The organism is Flavobacterium sp., from assembly GCF_043720215.1.
Taxonomy (GTDB): domain Bacteria; phylum Bacteroidota; class Bacteroidia; order Flavobacteriales; family Flavobacteriaceae; genus Flavobacterium.
Map to the genome: position 1 here is coordinate 1 of NZ_JAYSSZ010000044.1, position 16,159 is coordinate 16,159.

Consider the following 16,159-nt stretch of genomic DNA (forward strand, 5'->3'; position numbering starts at 1 on the left):
ATCTTCGCAGAGAATAATAACAGCGTACAACACGAGTTACTCGCAATACCGCCCCAAAAGGCGGTACTGCGAGTAGCTCGGAAACGTTAACTGAAACCCGCCCAAACCGCATAGAAAAACAGGACTAAAAAAGTGTTGAAAAAATTGTGAACTTCTTTTTCTTAAAAATTGAACATACTAAATCAATAATTACGAACTTGCAAAAAATTGATTGAAGTAAAAATGAAGTTAAAAGAAAATATTAGTATTGACGAATTTGATGGCAAACGCTACCAAATAAGAATTGTTGAGCCAAATAATGGCAAAGCAGTTTTGACTCATTATTTACACAATATTCGAAATGGAGTTTCAAAATATTATAAAAAAGATGCAGAAAAAGCACTAGAAAACTTTATTACATACAAACAAGAAGAAGAAAATTTATCAATTGTTGCCGAAGATGCGATGCAACAATTACTCTTTGAAGTTGAAAACGTTCCGTTTCCAACTCCAGAAAATTATTCATTCAAATTCATAGATTTATTTGCTGGAATTGGTGGTTTCAGAATTGCAATGCAAAATCTTGGTGGAAAATGTGTTTTCACAAGCGAATGGGATATAAACGCACAGAAAACTTACAAAGCAAATTTTGGAGAAGTTCCATTTGGCGACATTACAAAACAACAAATTAAAGATTATATTCCAGAAGAGTTCGATTTACTTTGCGCAGGATTTCCTTGTCAAGCATTTTCAATCGCAGGAAAACGTGGAGGTTTTGACGACACTCGAGGAACTTTATTTTTTGACGTTGCAGAAATAATTAAAAAGCATAAACCGAAAGCAATTTTTCTTGAAAACGTAAAAGGATTAAGAAGCCACGATAAAGGAAAAACTTTGGAAACAATTTTGAACGTTTTACGAAATGATTTGGGTTATTATGTTCCAGAACCTCAAATAATAAATGCAAAAAATTTCGGAGTTCCACAAAACCGAGAAAGAATTTATATCGTTGGCTTCGCCAACGATTTAAATATTTCTAGTTTTGAATATCCTGAACCTTTGCAAAACAATCCAACTTTTGAAAATGTAAAAGAAAGAAATGTTCCGCCAACAAAGTATTATCTTTCAACACAATACGTTCAAACTTTAGTTAATCACAAATCAAGACACGCAAGTAAAGGAAACGGATTTGGCTACGCAATTATTCCTGATAATGGAACTGCAAACGCAATTGTTGTTGGAGGAATGGGAAGAGAAAGAAATTTAGTTTTAGACCATAGAATTACAGATTTTACGCCAACAACTCACATAAAAGGAACGGTAAATCGTGAAGGAATTCGCAAAATGACACCAAGAGAATGGGCGAGATTACAAGGTTTTCCTGAAAATTATATAATTCCAGTTGCTGACGCATCTGCATATAAACAATTTGGAAACTCGGTTGCTGTTCCAGCAATTCAGGCAACTGCAAACAAAATTTTAGAACTAATCGGAATTTCAAAATATGCTATCAGGAAATAAAGGAGAATGGAGTGAAGTTTACGCTTTGTTTAAGTTACTTGGCGACAAACAATTATTTGCTGGCGATGCCGATTTGAATAAAGTCGAAGAATTATTTTATCCAATAATCAAGATTATTCGTAACGAAAGTGGCGGAAATTTTGAATACGAAATAAATAGCGATTTAGTAATTATTTCTGGTGGTAGAGAAGAATTGAGAATTCCTGTAAAAACTTTTACAGAACAATCTGCAAAATTATTAGCAACTATTAAAGGTTCAAATGGAGCATTTAGTATTCCAGAAATAGAAACTTTTATGAACTCAATAAATTGTAGATCACTGAAAGCAAAATCAACTTCAAAATCCGATATTAGAATTGTAATTCACGACCAACGAATTAATCAAACTGCGGAATTAGGATTTAGTATAAAATCGCAACTTGGCGGACAAGCAACACTATTAAATGCTGGAAAAACTACAAATTTTATTTATCAAATTTTAGGATTTCAACCAACAGAAAATGAAATTCAAACGATAAATGAAATTGACACAAAAAGCAAAATAAAAGACAGAATTGAAAGCGTAAAACAATTTGGAGGAAAATTAAATTATCTTTCACTTGAACAAGATGTTTTTAAAAATAACTTGGTTTTAATCGATAGTTTGTTACCAAACATTTTAGCCGAAATTGTAAAAACATTTTACACATCAAATTTGAGTTCAATAGAAAGTTTAACCGAAAGTGTTAACAAAATAAATCCGCTAAATTACGATAATCAGTTTGCTCATACATTTTATGAATACAAAATAAAACGATTTTTAACCGATGTTGCACTCGGTATGACACCATCGAAAGTTTGGAACGGAATTTATGATGCTACTGGTGGTTATTTAATAGTAAAAAAAAACGGTGATGTTTTGTGTTATCATATTTACAACCGAAATCAGTTCGAAGATTACTTGTTTCAAAATACAAAATTGGAAACAGCAAGTAGTTCAAGACACGAATTTGGAAAGATTTACACCGAAAATGGAAAAGTATATTTCAAACTAAATTTACAAATCCGATTTAAATAATGGATATAAACAAAGAAATTGAAATTTTAAAAAAAATGAAAGAATCAAATTCTTTTGTTAATTATATTGAACATATAAGATATCCTTATTTTAGAAATCTAGAAATAAACACAAAAATAACATTTGATTTTCCTATAACATTTTTTGTAGGTAAAAACGGAGGTGGAAAAAGTTCGACTTTACAATCGCTTTATGGTGCGCCAAAAAATTATAGTTTAGGTGAGTATTGGTTTACTACAGAAATTGACCCAATTCAAGAATTTTCAGACAATAGAAATTGCTTTATTTATGGTTTCAAATCAAATAACCTAATTTGTGAGGTTTTAAAACAAAGAATAAAGAGAGAAAAAAATCCAGATTATTGGGAACCATCACGACCAGTTAAAAAATATGAAATGGATAGTGAAAAAAGACATTCTCCAATTGAAAAACCAGTTGAATATATTGATTTCAGATCTGAATTAAGTGCTTTTGATAAGTTTATGTATTTTTTAAATTTTTCAAAAAATTCTCAAATAAAATCAAAACAAGATTATTTAAGGAAGTATTCAAAAAAATTAAAACAAGCATTTAATACAAATAGTATAATTAAATTCAGAGGTGTTGAAAAGAACAAAAAAATAATCCAACTTACCGAAGATGAAATACTAAAAGTATCATATATTCTCGGTAAAAATTATGTATCAATAGATATACTTGAGCATTCTTTTTTCAAAGAATGGGGATTTTCCGTTAGATTTACTTCTAATGAAATTTCATATTCAGAGGCTTTTGCTGGTAGTGGCGAAACTGCAATTATTGTGTTAATCAATAAGATATTTAATTGTTCGGAAAATTCTTTAATATTGCTTGATGAACCAGAAACGTCATTACATTCTGGAGCTCAAATTAGACTACGCGAATTTTTATTGGAACAATCCAAAAAAAAGAAATTACAGATTATTATTTCAACTCATTCACCAATCTTAATTAAGGGAATGCCTGCAAACTCTATAAAAGTATTTTCTTTAAATAAATTTGGACAATTTCATATCGAAAATGAGCGTGATTACAAAGAAGCTTTTTATGAATTAGAAATTGAAACAGATATCCAAAAAAAACAAATAATAGTAGAAGATAAACTCGCAAAAATAATTTTAGATAGAATTTTAAATAAGTTAGGAAATGATACTAAAGAGATTTTTAATATTAAATATCTACCTGGAGGTTCGGATTCACTCAAACAAAAAATAACTACAATTATTGAAATTCACCCTGAAACTATAGTAATTTTTGATGGTGACCAAAAACAAGAAAATGACCATATTAATATATCAACTCTTGCTCAAAATCAAATTGAATCTTATGAACAATTAAATTTTCTAATTGAGAAACAAACCAAATGCAAAATCAAATTTTCAGTTGATGGAAATAATGAAGGTGGAAATTCATCTCAAAAGAAAATTTTAGCTGTAAATTATTTGAATTTTTACTTAAAAAATGTTTTCTATTTTCCTCTTAAAATTCCAGAAGATATTATTTGGAATAACGAATTCGCTTTAAATAAACTGAATGATTTAAGTAATGAAGATGGTCAAGAAGAGTTAGATAAAATTAATGAAAATAGTAAAGATTCTAAAGATAAATTTAAAAATTTATCATCAATTATTTATAATTCAACTGAACAAATAGAATTATTATATATTGATTTTATAATATATTGGTTAAAAAAAGAAGATGAAAATTTTATCTATTTAAAAGATTTATTAAATCAAATAAAGAACTAAAAAGGGCTTCAGTTAACAGCGGTTTGGCGCAATTGGGGTTTTAGGCAAACTTTAAAGTTGGTTTTGTACTTTTTTAAAATTTCATAACTTATTGATTTTAAGTTATTTAAAAATATTTATTTTCTTTTGGTAGAAAATGAGTATTTTTTTTATTTATAATCTGTTTAAATAATTATTTTGGCGACTGCTCCAGTAATCGTAATGTTATGCTAATGGTTCGTGAACTGGTGGCGACCGCTCCAGTAATTGTGTTCCTGTGCTAATGGTTTGTGAACTGGTGGCGACCGCTCCAGTAATCGTGTTCCTGTGCTAATGGTTCGTGAACTGGTGGCGACTGCTCCAGTAATTTTAATCCTGTGCTATTGGTTCGTGAACTGGTAGCGACTGCTCCAGTAATCGTGTTCCTGTGCTAATGGTTCGTGAACTGGTGGCGACTGCTCCAGTAATTGTGTTCCAGTGCTAATGATAAAAACTCGCAAAATTTACAAATATCAAAATCATTCTAAACATTCAAAATTTGACCTAAAAAACGGCTTTTTTGTTACCTATTTTCTACCAGTCAAAACAAAATATTTTTAAAATACTTAAAATCAATATTTTAAACTCTAAATCAAAAGTTCAAAAAGTACTTTCTAAATGTTTTTTGCACAAAAAAACCGCTTTAGTGTGGCGATTTGCTTTTTAGATTTTCAATTTTTAAATCAATTGCTTTGGTATGCTTTTTATAATCTTTCAAAAGTTCCTTAATGCTTTTTTTACGCAAAGGTATTTTTACATTCAATCCGTACTCGTTTATTTTGGTTTGTAACAATCGTAAATTTTCGGTTTTTGTTGGTGGCTTTGGTTTAAAGTCTTTGAGTTGTAAAAATCCGTTTTCAAAATCCTGCAAACATTCACAAATCAATAAATTCAAATATTTGTTAATTGCATTTTTGCCGTTGGTGGCTGTATAATTGAATTTATCGAAAACGGTTTTTTGATTATTTGACAAAACCAAAAAATCATTTTTTGAATAGTCTAAAAACAAATCAAAATCCAATCCTTTGTATTTGTAGTTAAAATTTCGCATTTTGATAATTTCGTACAAATAGAATTTATACAAAATGTTTGAAGTTGTAAACTTTTTATCGACTTCAAAATAAAACCTAATGCACTTTATCAAATCGGTGGCAACTGGTGGCGGTTGTTTTATGGTACTTTTGTATTTTAAATTTTCAAAACTAAAATCTTTATCATTACCATTTATAAAATTCATTTGACCGCTCCTAACTGGAATTTTACAAAATGTTTCTAAAACTATCTTTGCTACGTTGTACGCTTTGCCGTTAATAGTGGTTTTACCGTTTGTAACGGTTAAAATTCGTTTTGAGACGGAATTACAACAAAGTCCGTTATTTGAAACGTATAAACCGCTTATTTTGGTTTTCTTAAAACCTTGCTTTTGTAGTTCACGAATAGAAACGGCTTTTTTAACTGGTGGCTTTACATTGTTTCTACTGGTGGCGGTGGCTTTTACCTTGCTTAAATTGATTAACTTTTGCAAATCGTACAATTTGCCGTTAAACCTTACTTTGTCGTTTGTGGTGGCTGTAATTTCGATTTTTAAATCTTTTCGCCACGCTTTGCCCTCGTTTGTCAAATATAAACCTTTGATACTGGTTTTAGTTAGTTGTATTTTGCTTTTCATTTTTAGCGTTATTTAGGTAACGCCAAACTGTGGCGGTACTGATATTTAATAAAATTGCTATTTGTTTGTAGGTTTTGCCACTCAAAAATAAATCTAATGCCTTTGAGTGTATTGTTTTGTTTTCTCTTAATTCTCTCCAGTTTTCTACAATTTGCCATTTTTCAATAGTTCTTACTGGTGCTTCAATCAATTTGCTAATTTCATTTAGTGTTAAACCAATCAAATAATAACGTTTTGCACTCGCTTTGACTTCGAGCGTATAAGTTAATCTTTGTTTCTTTGGAACTGGTTCAATTTTCGATTTTTTCATATTTAGGGTATTAAGTAATTTAAGGGTAAATAAAATGATATTAAATAGTGGTTATTATTCGGTAAACGGAATTTTTTGTAAGGGTTTTGCAATAAGGTATTTTTTGAACTTCTTTTGATTGATTGTGAAATATACCCGCCCCCTGTAAAAATTTTCAGACTTGAAACACTCGCATAGATAAATAAGGTCTTTTTTGCCCTGTTTTCTACCTTTTTTGATTTGTATTAACTGATTTTCAATGTTTTAAGTCTAAAATAACGCTATTAAGCGTATTTTTTGATGTGCCTTTAAAAAAACCGTTATTTTAGTACCAATTTTACCCCAAAATCGGACTTTTTTTGTTATGTGCTATTTTCGGGGTTTTTTGCCTATTTGGTTAATGCCTTTATTGTACTGCTATTGGTTGGATATGCTGTATAACTTCCTTTCGGAAGTTGAAGACAAGCTACCGTAAAAAAAAGGTCGGGAACATTAAAGCGTCCTTGCAACAAAAAAAAGTATCAAATTTTATCATTTTAAATTTTTATTTAATGTATGTATCTGTTTTTCATTGTTATACATTTTTTCCCACGTGAGTAATACTTTACTTTTGGTTGGTACAAAGTGTATTTTTTCGTTTTCCCAGTTCTCTATAAACCGCTTATCTGTATAATAACTTTTAATAGTTTTCGTATTATTTTTGTACTCAATTAAAATTTCATTCAATAAATCGGACTTACTTTTTTTACACAACTTTTTTGCCAGTTCAATTTTTGCCGTTCCAGTTTTGGGCGGTGCTGTAATTTCTACTAAAAAATTAAGTTTGTTCCACTTATCAAAAAAAGTGTTTTGTAACCGTTTTAAATTTGCATCTGTAAAAAAGTCAATCAAAAATGTTTTTTCTACTCTTTTTTGTACGGTTTCAATTCTTATTATTTTGAGGTTTGGAACATCTTTTTTAGCGTCTAACATTTCGTGTATTTTATCATACGACCTATGATGCACTTTATAATCTTTGTGCGTTTCTGTTGTTATTTGACTTTCTTTTTTATATTTCGGGTCTATGTAAAACTTTTTTTCAGTTGTCAAATCGCCAATACTATATATGTTTTTTAGTAGTACTTTTGGCTCTATATCTGTAATAATATTTATTCCTATTTCGTACTCCCTTACTGTTGTGTTTATAGGCTCAAAACCTACATTTTTAATCATTTTTAAATACGTTTCTTTTGCCTGTATCATTGTGAAAACATCAAAATTATCTAACTTTTTTAATGTTAAAAAAGTGCTATATTTGTGCAAACTACCCTCAATTAATAGCGTTTTCGTTTTGTCTATTTTTATGCTCAACCCCCCGTTAAAATTTTTAGTTCTATCATTGTGCCAATGCTTTAAACCGTCCACATCGTGAGTGGCTAAATGATTTCTATCTACTATCTTTTTAATTTCGCTATCTGATAAATTCTTTTTTGAAAACCGTATTTTGTCAATCATTATAATTTTATATATTTGCACCACTACACTATTGATATAGTTCGCTATTCATTAAGTGAGTGTTTCTTAACCGCCCCTTAAGTAAGGGCGGTTTTTTTTGTGAATTACTTTTTTATAAATTGTTTTTATGCACCAAAACCACTATTTTAATAGTGGTTCGGGTTTAAGTAAGTGTTTCTTAACCGCATTCGTTTTTTTTACTACAAAATCAATCGTTTACTAATCATTAAGTAATTGTTTCCGCCCTAAAATCGTTAATTTGTTTCTATTCTTTGGCACAAATAATATTCTATATCTATACGCTTAAAAAGTAGTTTGCTGTACTTTTTAGATTGTACTTTTATAGGTATCAAAATACCGCTTCTTACATAATTTTCGTAAGTGTTGCGGCTACATTTCATTAACTCGCAAACTTCTTTAGGTGTTAGATATTCGCTTTTATTTTTGCTTTGTAATGCCAGTAAACTTTTACCAATGTTTGCCAGTTGGTTTTTAACCTCCGACCATTCCGATAGTGGAACGCTTATAACCGCTATATCTGTACTCATATTTTCATTATTTAAAGTATTTGACTGCCAAATTATTAACCTCGTATTCGTTATTTTTATAACTCATAAAATCCTGTAATTCTGTATTCATACCAATTTTTTGGGTAACTTCTAACTGGTTAATCTCGTTAATAAGTTGCACCAATTCTGTAATTTTATTAAGTCCTGTTTGTTGGTTTTGAGTTGTTATATAAAGTGAAAACGATTTTTCTATTTGCTCGATACTTTCAGTATTTAGACTAACTAAATTTGCCGTAATTGTAAATCTATTTGCTTTCCAAATAGTGAACTGATTAAAATCTTGCTTTTGTTTATCCAGTTCTATTCTTTCTATTAATTCGTTCGTTCCAACTGGTTTTTCAATCAAATCAAATAACTTTTCTTTGTTCAGTTTTAAACCTCCTACCTGCATTGTTTCCCCTGCTGTAAGTTTGTCGGTTATGTAGGCTTTTGGGTTGTCAAACAGTAACAATAAATCATTTTCCTGCATTGTTACGCCCAACGCTAAAACCTTATTTACACAATCTTGAAAATAGTTTTTATGCGTTTCGTATTCTTGTATTGCACTATCTATTCCGATTTGATTTTTTGCTAATAATACTTTTACAAATGGTGTACTCATAATTTTAATTTTTAGGGGTTTCTTTATCTACATATTTAAAAAATGCGTCTGTTTTTTGCTCGTTTGTTGCCGTTGGATTTTGCAATAAATACGTTTCTAAAAAACGTCCTTTCAAAAGTTCCATATTACTGTGCAACGATAACCAAAACTTATCTTTTTTGGTTTGCTCCATATTTAAGGTTTTCGAGTTGCCCTCTACTATCTTAAAACCAAGTTGTACCGTTTTACTGGCTAACTCACTTTGTGTAGTTCCAAACATTGCTAACATTTGACTGCTGAACTGTGGTACTAAATTTTCAATTTCTTTAATTTTCATATTTTAAATAGGGTTTAAAGTAGGTTTAAACGAAAATCTAAATACTACTTTGTTAAATATTTTTACTCTAATTTGTAGTGGTTCGCCTTGCAAACTTTTTACTTTTTGGGTGCTAAATACTTTCATATATATTTGTTACCTGTTTTGTACTGATTCTACTGGATTCTTTTTTGTGTATTCTACATATTCATCGAAGTAGCCATTTTTTAAGATAAAAAAGTAAACTTGATTTTTGCAATTTTTTTCTATTTCAAAATCGGTGCAAACTTGATTATATCGTTTTGTTAATCCGTCAATAACTTTTATTTGTTCCTGTAAAAAGTTTGGTAAATCTGTATTATTTATTGTTTCTGTATTCATTGTGTTAAGTGTTTCTAAATTATTATTTATGTGAGTTTACTGGTTCGTTATTGTAAATTTCGGCTTTGTGTTTGGCAGTTTCAATAGCGTTTTCAAAGTCGTTTTCGTGGCTGTACTGGTTTGCTATTTTATTGCAAATATTCAGTTCTAACCGTTCTAAATTTGCCTTTGCGTGTTCCAGTTGTATTGTTTTTTCTTGGACTTCATAAGTCAAAGTTCGTGCTATGCGACCGAGCCTATTTGTGGCTTGGGTTCGTGTTAATAAAAATTCGCTCCAATGTTTCATATTACTTTTGTTTGGTAGTTATACTTTTTCTAAACAATAATACCGTTTCATTTAATTCTGATACTTTATCTTGAATAAAATGTAATTTTTCTAAATCAAAATCAACATCATACGTATCTCTAAAGGCACAAAACACATCGGGGTTGTAATCTTTTGCGACTTGTTTTAAATATTTTTTTGCTTTTTTAAGTTCTTTTAGTGCTTTCATAAAATTGTATTTTATGCCTTTTGGGCGTTGTTTAAAATTGTTTTTATTTGTCGTTAAATGCACGTTTGCAAATATCAATTTTGGTTAATAATGTATTGACTTTGTCAATATCCTTTTTGCTTACTTTTGCCGTTTCCAGTTCCTGTATTAGTTCCTGTGTTTGGATTTCAAAATGCTTTAGTTTCTCAAATGTTTTTTCGTGAATAGTCATAAATTTGTGTTTGTTGGTTTATGTGCTTTTGGTTGCTAAAAAATCCCTGCGAAGTTTTTTTTTAGTAACATTTCATTTATCTTTAAATAATCTTTTTTGCATTTTTTCAAACTCTCCATCAATTAAACTTTCTGCTTTTTGGCTTACTTGTAAACCAAAAAAATAGTTTTTTACTAACGTATAATCGAGTTTTAAAGCGGTTGCAATTTCTTTTATTGGTGCATCGCCAAACTGATTAATAAATTCCATTTTATCCATAATAATCAATTAAATAAAGTTTCTTGTTTGGGTTTTGGTGGCTCAATTTTCTTTAATAACAAAATGGTTAAATACTGGTTTTTAAAGTCTATACGTGGGTACTTTTATACAAAATTTCGATCGTTTCTATTTTGCTATTCCTGTATCGAGGTAACATATATAATCTGTTAAATCTTTAATTTTGATAACTCCAACACTCAAAACCTCTACTTTGGCTTTGTATTTCTTTTGCAAAAAAACCTCAAATTTATTGCCGTGAAAATGCTTTGTAGGGTTGTAAATCCTAATCGTTGTAAAACATTTACAATCTAACTTGTTATTCCAGTTTGTCGAAAATTCTAATTTTTCCATTATTCTAATTTTAGTTTTAACTGCTCCAGTTTATAAATTTTTGATTGTTGATTTTTGCATTTTCTTTTTAATTCTAAAATTTCTTTTTCTAACTTAATGATAGTTTTAAATTCATTTATTGCTATTCGTCTGCGTGGCTGTGTAAAACTGTAATTATTGTCTTTGTTAAGTTCTAATCTTATTTTTGTTTCTAATTCCTTAACTTCATTTTCTATTACTTTCGATTCTTTTTTATGTAAATCATCAATCGTATTAAACAATTCAAAAATCGAACTTTTTAGGTTTGTGGTTTTTCTATTTACTGTAATCGAAATATAAACCTCCCAATGTGGTATATTGTTAATTAATTTGGGCTTAATACATCTTTTTTCTAAATAATGCTTTATAGTTATTTTCTTTGGCTTGTTCATAACTCAAAGTTTATGCACTTGCAACCGCTTGAAAACCTGCCGTTAATTGCTGTAATTCAGTTTCTTTGGCTTTTTTTTCGCTCAAATGATTTTCAGTAATTTCCGTTAACCGTTTTAAAATTTCGCTTTGCTTTTTGTTTGTTCGTTTACCGTTTACAACTGCTGAAATTGTATTACTACTCAAATCAAATTCTTTGGCTATTTGAGTTATAGCACCTTTAGGAAATTTTCTCATTTTTTTATCTTTTAATTTTGACAAATGTAATTATAATATTTATTTACACAACAAATAACACAACAAAATTCAAATAAAAAAAGCGTTAAATAAATAACGCTTTGAATATCAATTATTTACTAATCGTAAATTTCTAACAATTTCTTAAAATAATTATCTTTATTTATTATATTTTCTATTATTTCAATACAACTATCTATGTTTTTATCATTAAAAAAATCTAAATTCCAACAATCTGTACGCTCTCTAATGTATGTTTTTAAATACTCTCTAAATATTCTTTGTCCTATTCCTTGTTTCCAATCTATGTAAGGCATATCATAACCGTAAATACTACCTTCATACGCTAAAAAACTATGAAATCTTGACCATAAAATAAAATACATCTCATACTTAAAACCTAAATTATACTTAACAATAAGTTTGTATAAATTTGGATTATTTGGATATAATAACATTTGCATTTTATGATTATCTAATAAATCAAAATCTTTTATTTCATCGTTTATTTTTTCGATTACTTTTATTTTTATTTCATCGTGCAAATAATCTGAAACCACGCCATAAATTGAGTGTGTATAGTAATCTATGTATGTATTAAAAATATTCAGTCGCTCTATTTTACTTCTATAATTTTTTAAAGAATAAAGTAAATGATAATCTTTTCTTAACTGTTTTAAATTCTCATCATTTTTAAAAATCTCTACGCATCTTTTAATTAAATCCGATTCATAATTCATTTTAAATAAAATTTTATGTTCAATTTTATTTTTCAAAAAGTCGTTTTCACTTATTGTAGTTGAAATTCCATTCCTTATGTGGCTTGGAGTTCTCACATTCATTCTATCATAAGTAATAGACAAATAAAGCGGATATACTTTTATTTTATCTTCAATTTCGGGTTTTAATCTTGTATTTAAAAAGTGTTTTACTGTTATTTTACTCATTTTTCATTTTAGTTAAGTGTTTCTATGGTGGCAAAATAACAAAAAAAATGTTGTTTTTTTGTCAAAATTTATCAATAAAAATGGTTACAAACAAAATTATCTATACATTTGTATATTATCAAAACAAAGAAACACTTAACGAAATGAAATCAAGTTTTAAAGAAATTAAAGAAATTATACACATCGAGGGCAACGCTATTACTATGGGCGTTTCTGTTTTTGAAGTAAAAGACGGCGACTTTTATGTATGTATTGCACCTGCTTTGTTGGTTAGTGGTTACGGCGATACTATGGACGAAGCGAGAAAATCGTTTATAGATAACATCGACTTTTTTTGTGAAGCATTAACAAAATTAACCAATGAACAAAAAGAAACGGAACTTGTAAAACTTGGTTTTGTTAATGAAAACCAACAAAATACAGACTACTCAAAAGCCTACATCGACCAAAACGGTGTACTACAAGGCTTTGACTTTGGGAGCGTAAAAACTTCACGCATGGAAGTAACTGTATAGGTTTATGGGCAACAATAGACCTGTAAAAACAAAAATTTGGATAGCATTTTTAACCGCTCACGGTTGCACTTACCAACGTACAAAAGCATCGCACGACTTGTACAACTGTCCTAATTGTTTCCGACCAATTACCCACCGAGAAAAAGACAAAGAAATTCCGCCTTTGCACCTTAAAACCAACCTTGCAACTATGGGTTTTACTCTGCAATACTTGTACGATTGGATAGATACAAATTATTTAAATACGCTCCATTTGGGGCGTTTTTTGTGGGTTGTAATTTGGTACTGATGCAACAAAAAAAGGTAAATTAACCGCTCCTTTAAAACGGTTTTGTAGGTTTTTAATGTGCTAAAAAGGGTAATTACCCTTTATTTTAGTTGTAGCGATTTTGGACCAGGTGTGTAAGGTTGCATAAAAAAACCGCTCCAGTTGGTGCGGTTTTTTTATGCAAAATATAAAATTAGTGTCGATTTTATTCTATTGTTGCAAGTTCTTTAAGTTGTTTTTCTATTGGTTCGTTTAATGCGTTGTATAGCGTTCCTTTGCTAATGTAAAATTTTGGGTAAATGTAATTACGCCAAATTACTGTAAGCGGTATATCCTGTGTGTTATGGCTTTGGTACTCTTTTATTATTTCTTTGTAACGTAAAAGTTTGTTTTTTAACGCTCCTTGTTCTCTTGTTAGTGCCATTTGTAAAAGTTTATACGGCAAATTTAAAAACTCTAAAATTACTGTGCAATGCGATTTTTTTGTACAAAAAAACCCTAAAAGTGGTAAAAGGATATACAGTCCAATGCACTAATAAGGTTTTTAAATTCAGTATTTAGTGAATCGCTACAATGCAATATAAATACTAATAAGGTTTTTTAAAACTATCCCCGAAAGATATGCAATCCAACTACTAATAATTTATATTTTATTTTACAAATTTATAAACTATTTAATTATTATGCAATACTAATTTTTAAACTTTATAACTTGTTACAAAACACAATAAAAGCGTATAAAAACCAGCCACCTACAACAATACCAAATACAATCGGAGAAATGAATAATGATAAAATTATAGTTGCTAAAAGCCAGTAAAAAAGTGGTTTGGGTGTGTGTTTGTATTTGTTCATTTTCTTTGTTTTAATAGTTCAAATATAAAGGCTTTACCAGTTTACCGCAAGTAATTCTTTTGTTATGGTGCTATCCATTATATGTCCATAAATTTGAGTAGTTGCAAGGTTTCTATGTCCTAAAATCTTTTGTACTGTTGTTATTGAAACGCCTTTGTAAAGTAAATATGTGGCGGTTGTGTGCCGTGCCGTGTGAAAGGTTACTTTTTTTGTAATTCCTGCCAGTCCGCAAATTTCTTTTAAGTAGTTGTTTATATGTTGGTTGCTTAAATGTTCAAAACAAAAAACACTTTTAAACGTGAAGTATTTATTTATAATTTCAATCGGTTTGCCCTTGAAAATTTCAAATATTGGTACTCGCACCGTGTCGCCTGTTTTTTCCATTTTCTTAACTAAATATTTGTTGCCGTCAATGGTTTCAAAATCGGTTTTTTGCAAACTTATTACATCGCTATATCTTAATCCTGTGTAGGTTGCAAACAAAAATAAATCTTTTACATACTGGTATTTTTGGCTGTCGCCTGTGAGTTCCACGCACTCAAATAGTATTATTTCCTGTGGCGTTAAAAATGTTTTTTCGACTGGTTGCAAACTTATTTTAAACTTTCTAAATGGGTAGTTTTCATAACTCATCAAATTTTTATTAATCGCTAAATTCACAAATATTTTAATGTTTGCAAAGTATTTGTAAATCGTGTTATGTTGTAGTTTTTTATCGCTTTTGCCGTCAAATGATAGTGTTTGTTTCTCGCAAAATCGGTTAAAATCGTGCAAAAATTCAAATGTAATATCTTTAAAATCAATCTCTTTTTTAAATTGTTTTAGTCGTTTTAGGGTGGCGGTTTGGTTTACTTTGGTAGCGGTGGCGTGGTTGCCGTTTTTAATTTCGTTTTCTATAAAGTCCGTGAAATTATACTTTTGCTGTGGCTTAAAAAAATCATCGAGCATCGACAAATTAAACGGCTTATTTTGGTTTATCAAATCCAGTTCAAAATTTTCTAAATTTCGTAAAGTTTCACTAATTTGCTTGTTTAGTTTAATTCCGTTTGCAAAATCAATTTTAATAGTTTTGGTTTTGTAGTGCCAGTATTGGGGTTCTAAATAAATATTTGTAGAAAAATATTTTTTGCGACCATTCAAATAACATTCTATTTGAATTAAACCTTTGCCCTGTGGGTTCAGTTTATTTTTACGGTTAAATACCGTATTGAATTTAGTTTTTTGCATAATAAGTAAGTGTTTCTTATTGCAAACCTACAAATAAAATTTTAATATCTTTGGTAGAAAATCGGTATCAATTCTATTGATAAAATTTGATAAATGTATTTGTCAATATTTCGTTAAACCCTTATTTTATAAGCATTTTGATATAAATATGTTTGTTAAATTGTTATGTTTTGAGTAGGTTTTGTACTTGGAAGTTCGGTCTTTAATTTATACATTTGGCTAACCAAATCCCCAACTGACGCCAAGCCACGAGACGTTATAGGAAAACTTTTATCAACATTACGGTTAAAAGAAAACAAAAAAATAACGTTTAAAAGAAAAATATATTTTTCTTTGGAAAGTAAAAATAAAATTTATGCCACTTAAAATTCTACTGGTCGACGACCATATTATGATTACTGATTTCTACAAAATGGCTTTAGCTGATTTAGAAATAAAAACAAAAATTAACACCGCTAATTCTCTAGAAGCTGCTTATAATTTTATTTTCCTCCAAAACAAAATACAACCTATTGATATTATAATTCTAGATTTAAGTATGCCTGCATATTCAGAAGAAAATATAAACAGCGGAGAAGATTTAGCTAAATTAATAAGAATAAAATATCCTAAAATAAAAATTGTTATTGCTACGGGTTATTGCGAAACCATACGCTTAAATAGTCCACCCTTAAAAACACATCAACATATTGATTGTTAATAACTTGTGATTAATTACTGCTTAAAAAGGCACTGTTAAATCGCCAAAA

Annotated in this window: 23 protein-coding genes; 6 read left to right on the forward strand and 17 right to left on the reverse strand. The window is 29.2% G+C overall.

Annotated features, from left to right (window positions below; genetic code table 11):
* The first annotated feature begins 222 nt into the window (after positions 1 to 222).
* From ACHZC3_RS01760 to ACHZC3_RS01770, 3 genes are read left to right on the forward strand one after another with little or no spacing between them, the layout of a single operon-like run.
* Positions 223 to 1,500, forward strand: a complete 1,278-nt coding sequence (locus tag ACHZC3_RS01760; RefSeq protein ID WP_394758155.1) for a DNA cytosine methyltransferase — start codon at positions 223 to 225, stop codon at positions 1,498 to 1,500.
* Positions 1,484 to 2,557, forward strand: coding sequence for an HpaII family restriction endonuclease (locus tag ACHZC3_RS01765; RefSeq protein WP_394758156.1), 1,074 nt, complete (start codon positions 1,484 to 1,486; stop codon positions 2,555 to 2,557). Before ACHZC3_RS01760 ends, ACHZC3_RS01765 begins: the two co-directional genes overlap by 17 nt.
* Before the next feature lie 35 nt (positions 2,558 to 2,592).
* Entirely contained in the window at positions 2,593 to 4,323 is a 1,731-nt protein-coding gene (locus tag ACHZC3_RS01770) for an ATP-dependent endonuclease (RefSeq protein WP_394758157.1), read from the forward strand.
* Between the two features lie 661 nt (positions 4,324 to 4,984).
* Here ACHZC3_RS01770 and ACHZC3_RS01775 read toward each other — a convergent pair.
* The 15 genes from ACHZC3_RS01775 to ACHZC3_RS01845 all read right to left on the reverse strand — a co-directional run bounded on the left by ACHZC3_RS01775 (position 4,985) and on the right by ACHZC3_RS01845 (position 12,545).
* A complete protein-coding gene (locus ACHZC3_RS01775) occupies positions 4,985 to 6,010 on the reverse strand; it encodes a hypothetical protein (RefSeq protein WP_394758158.1) in 1,026 nt (341 codons plus the stop codon).
* On the reverse strand, positions 5,985 to 6,320 hold the full coding sequence (locus ACHZC3_RS01780; RefSeq protein ID WP_394758159.1) for a helix-turn-helix transcriptional regulator: 336 nt from the start codon (positions 6,318 to 6,320) through the stop codon (positions 5,985 to 5,987). Before ACHZC3_RS01780 ends, ACHZC3_RS01775 begins: the two co-directional genes overlap by 26 nt.
* A 510-nt stretch (positions 6,321 to 6,830) precedes the next feature.
* Positions 6,831 to 7,793 (reverse strand): hypothetical protein, encoded by a 963-nt coding sequence (locus ACHZC3_RS01785; RefSeq protein ID WP_394758160.1) that lies wholly within the window; start codon positions 7,791 to 7,793, stop codon positions 6,831 to 6,833.
* 254 nt (positions 7,794 to 8,047) lie between these two features.
* Entirely contained in the window at positions 8,048 to 8,341 is a 294-nt protein-coding gene (locus tag ACHZC3_RS01790; protein ID WP_394758161.1) for a helix-turn-helix domain-containing protein, read from the reverse strand.
* Between the two features lie 7 nt (positions 8,342 to 8,348).
* On the reverse strand, positions 8,349 to 8,963 hold the full coding sequence (locus ACHZC3_RS01795) for a hypothetical protein (RefSeq protein WP_394758162.1): 615 nt from the start codon (positions 8,961 to 8,963) through the stop codon (positions 8,349 to 8,351).
* Between the two features lie 4 nt (positions 8,964 to 8,967).
* Positions 8,968 to 9,279 carry a hypothetical protein gene (locus tag ACHZC3_RS01800; RefSeq protein ID WP_394758163.1) on the reverse strand — a complete coding sequence of 104 codons (312 nt, stop codon included), beginning with the start codon at positions 9,277 to 9,279 and terminating at the stop codon, positions 8,968 to 8,970.
* 135 nt (positions 9,280 to 9,414) lie between these two features.
* Positions 9,415 to 9,639: a hypothetical protein gene (locus ACHZC3_RS01805; RefSeq protein WP_394758164.1), complete on the reverse strand. Its 225-nt coding sequence runs from the start codon at positions 9,637 to 9,639 to the stop codon at positions 9,415 to 9,417.
* A gap of 22 nt (positions 9,640 to 9,661) precedes the next feature.
* The gene (locus tag ACHZC3_RS01810) at positions 9,662 to 9,925 is read right to left on the reverse strand and encodes a hypothetical protein (RefSeq protein ID WP_394758165.1); all 264 of its coding nucleotides are present in this window, start codon (positions 9,923 to 9,925) and stop codon (positions 9,662 to 9,664) included.
* 1 nt (position 9,926) lies between these two features.
* Positions 9,927 to 10,133, reverse strand: a complete 207-nt coding sequence (locus ACHZC3_RS01815; protein ID WP_394758166.1) for a hypothetical protein — start codon at positions 10,131 to 10,133, stop codon at positions 9,927 to 9,929.
* Between the two features lie 43 nt (positions 10,134 to 10,176).
* The gene (locus ACHZC3_RS01820) at positions 10,177 to 10,344 is read right to left on the reverse strand and encodes a hypothetical protein (protein WP_394758167.1); all 168 of its coding nucleotides are present in this window, start codon (positions 10,342 to 10,344) and stop codon (positions 10,177 to 10,179) included.
* A 72-nt stretch (positions 10,345 to 10,416) separates the two neighbouring features.
* Positions 10,417 to 10,602, reverse strand: a complete 186-nt coding sequence (locus tag ACHZC3_RS01825) for a hypothetical protein (RefSeq protein WP_394758168.1) — start codon at positions 10,600 to 10,602, stop codon at positions 10,417 to 10,419.
* A 126-nt stretch (positions 10,603 to 10,728) separates the two neighbouring features.
* The gene (locus ACHZC3_RS01830; protein WP_394758169.1) at positions 10,729 to 10,953 is read right to left on the reverse strand and encodes a hypothetical protein; all 225 of its coding nucleotides are present in this window, start codon (positions 10,951 to 10,953) and stop codon (positions 10,729 to 10,731) included.
* Positions 10,953 to 11,363, reverse strand: coding sequence for a hypothetical protein (locus ACHZC3_RS01835; protein ID WP_394758170.1), 411 nt, complete (start codon positions 11,361 to 11,363; stop codon positions 10,953 to 10,955). The genes ACHZC3_RS01830 and ACHZC3_RS01835 overlap by 1 nt, the downstream gene beginning before the upstream one ends.
* A gap of 10 nt (positions 11,364 to 11,373) precedes the next feature.
* On the reverse strand, positions 11,374 to 11,598 hold the full coding sequence (locus ACHZC3_RS01840) for a hypothetical protein (RefSeq protein ID WP_394758171.1): 225 nt from the start codon (positions 11,596 to 11,598) through the stop codon (positions 11,374 to 11,376).
* 119 nt (positions 11,599 to 11,717) lie between these two features.
* The gene (locus ACHZC3_RS01845; protein WP_394758172.1) at positions 11,718 to 12,545 is read right to left on the reverse strand and encodes a hypothetical protein; all 828 of its coding nucleotides are present in this window, start codon (positions 12,543 to 12,545) and stop codon (positions 11,718 to 11,720) included.
* Between the two features lie 80 nt (positions 12,546 to 12,625).
* On the opposite strand from ACHZC3_RS01845, the gene ACHZC3_RS01850 reads away from it, so the two are divergent.
* Both ACHZC3_RS01850 and ACHZC3_RS01855 read left to right on the forward strand, forming a co-directional pair.
* The gene (locus ACHZC3_RS01850; RefSeq protein WP_394758173.1) at positions 12,626 to 13,060 is read left to right on the forward strand and encodes a hypothetical protein; all 435 of its coding nucleotides are present in this window, start codon (positions 12,626 to 12,628) and stop codon (positions 13,058 to 13,060) included.
* A gap of 4 nt (positions 13,061 to 13,064) precedes the next feature.
* Entirely contained in the window at positions 13,065 to 13,349 is a 285-nt protein-coding gene (locus ACHZC3_RS01855) for a hypothetical protein (RefSeq protein WP_394758174.1), read from the forward strand.
* Positions 13,350 to 13,533: 184 nt separating this feature from the next.
* On the opposite strand, the gene ACHZC3_RS01860 is transcribed toward ACHZC3_RS01855, so the two are convergent.
* Positions 13,534 to 13,752, reverse strand: a complete 219-nt coding sequence (locus ACHZC3_RS01860; protein ID WP_394758175.1) for a hypothetical protein — start codon at positions 13,750 to 13,752, stop codon at positions 13,534 to 13,536.
* Between the two features lie 464 nt (positions 13,753 to 14,216).
* The gene (locus ACHZC3_RS01865; RefSeq protein WP_394758176.1) at positions 14,217 to 15,410 is read right to left on the reverse strand and encodes a site-specific integrase; all 1,194 of its coding nucleotides are present in this window, start codon (positions 15,408 to 15,410) and stop codon (positions 14,217 to 14,219) included.
* 355 nt (positions 15,411 to 15,765) lie between these two features.
* Here ACHZC3_RS01865 and ACHZC3_RS01870 point away from each other — a divergent pair, with 355 nt between their 5' ends.
* Complete coding sequence (locus tag ACHZC3_RS01870) at positions 15,766 to 16,110, forward strand: response regulator (protein WP_394758177.1); 345 nt, start codon at positions 15,766 to 15,768, stop codon at positions 16,108 to 16,110.
* The last annotated feature ends 49 nt before the right edge of the window (positions 16,111 to 16,159 follow it).

Excerpts from the sequence above, each read along its gene's own strand:
- ACHZC3_RS01760 (WP_394758155.1), top strand. The coding sequence starts at position 223 with ATGAAGTTAAAAGAAAATATTAGTATTGACGAATTTGATGGCAAACGC.
- ACHZC3_RS01765 (WP_394758156.1), top strand. The coding sequence starts at position 1,484 with ATGCTATCAGGAAATAAAGGAGAATGGAGTGAAGTTTACGCTTTGTTT.
- ACHZC3_RS01770 (WP_394758157.1), top strand. The coding sequence starts at position 2,593 with ATGAAAGAATCAAATTCTTTTGTTAATTATATTGAACATATAAGATAT.
- ACHZC3_RS01775 (WP_394758158.1), bottom strand. The coding sequence starts at position 6,010 with ATGAAAAGCAAAATACAACTAACTAAAACCAGTATCAAAGGTTTATAT.
- ACHZC3_RS01780 (WP_394758159.1), bottom strand. The coding sequence starts at position 6,320 with ATGAAAAAATCGAAAATTGAACCAGTTCCAAAGAAACAAAGATTAACT.
- ACHZC3_RS01785 (WP_394758160.1), bottom strand. The coding sequence starts at position 7,793 with ATGATTGACAAAATACGGTTTTCAAAAAAGAATTTATCAGATAGCGAA.
- ACHZC3_RS01790 (WP_394758161.1), bottom strand. The coding sequence starts at position 8,341 with ATGAGTACAGATATAGCGGTTATAAGCGTTCCACTATCGGAATGGTCG.
- ACHZC3_RS01795 (WP_394758162.1), bottom strand. The coding sequence starts at position 8,963 with ATGAGTACACCATTTGTAAAAGTATTATTAGCAAAAAATCAAATCGGA.
- ACHZC3_RS01800 (WP_394758163.1), bottom strand. The coding sequence starts at position 9,279 with ATGAAAATTAAAGAAATTGAAAATTTAGTACCACAGTTCAGCAGTCAA.
- ACHZC3_RS01805 (WP_394758164.1), bottom strand. The coding sequence starts at position 9,639 with ATGAATACAGAAACAATAAATAATACAGATTTACCAAACTTTTTACAG.
- ACHZC3_RS01810 (WP_394758165.1), bottom strand. The coding sequence starts at position 9,925 with ATGAAACATTGGAGCGAATTTTTATTAACACGAACCCAAGCCACAAAT.
- ACHZC3_RS01815 (WP_394758166.1), bottom strand. The coding sequence starts at position 10,133 with ATGAAAGCACTAAAAGAACTTAAAAAAGCAAAAAAATATTTAAAACAA.
- ACHZC3_RS01820 (WP_394758167.1), bottom strand. The coding sequence starts at position 10,344 with ATGACTATTCACGAAAAAACATTTGAGAAACTAAAGCATTTTGAAATC.
- ACHZC3_RS01825 (WP_394758168.1), bottom strand. The coding sequence starts at position 10,602 with ATGGATAAAATGGAATTTATTAATCAGTTTGGCGATGCACCAATAAAA.
- ACHZC3_RS01830 (WP_394758169.1), bottom strand. The coding sequence starts at position 10,953 with ATGGAAAAATTAGAATTTTCGACAAACTGGAATAACAAGTTAGATTGT.
- ACHZC3_RS01835 (WP_394758170.1), bottom strand. The coding sequence starts at position 11,363 with ATGAACAAGCCAAAGAAAATAACTATAAAGCATTATTTAGAAAAAAGA.
- ACHZC3_RS01840 (WP_394758171.1), bottom strand. The coding sequence starts at position 11,598 with ATGAGAAAATTTCCTAAAGGTGCTATAACTCAAATAGCCAAAGAATTT.
- ACHZC3_RS01845 (WP_394758172.1), bottom strand. The coding sequence starts at position 12,545 with ATGAGTAAAATAACAGTAAAACACTTTTTAAATACAAGATTAAAACCC.
- ACHZC3_RS01850 (WP_394758173.1), top strand. The coding sequence starts at position 12,626 with ATGGTTACAAACAAAATTATCTATACATTTGTATATTATCAAAACAAA.
- ACHZC3_RS01855 (WP_394758174.1), top strand. The coding sequence starts at position 13,065 with ATGGGCAACAATAGACCTGTAAAAACAAAAATTTGGATAGCATTTTTA.
- ACHZC3_RS01860 (WP_394758175.1), bottom strand. The coding sequence starts at position 13,752 with ATGGCACTAACAAGAGAACAAGGAGCGTTAAAAAACAAACTTTTACGT.
- ACHZC3_RS01865 (WP_394758176.1), bottom strand. The coding sequence starts at position 15,410 with ATGCAAAAAACTAAATTCAATACGGTATTTAACCGTAAAAATAAACTG.
- ACHZC3_RS01870 (WP_394758177.1), top strand. The coding sequence starts at position 15,766 with ATGCCACTTAAAATTCTACTGGTCGACGACCATATTATGATTACTGAT.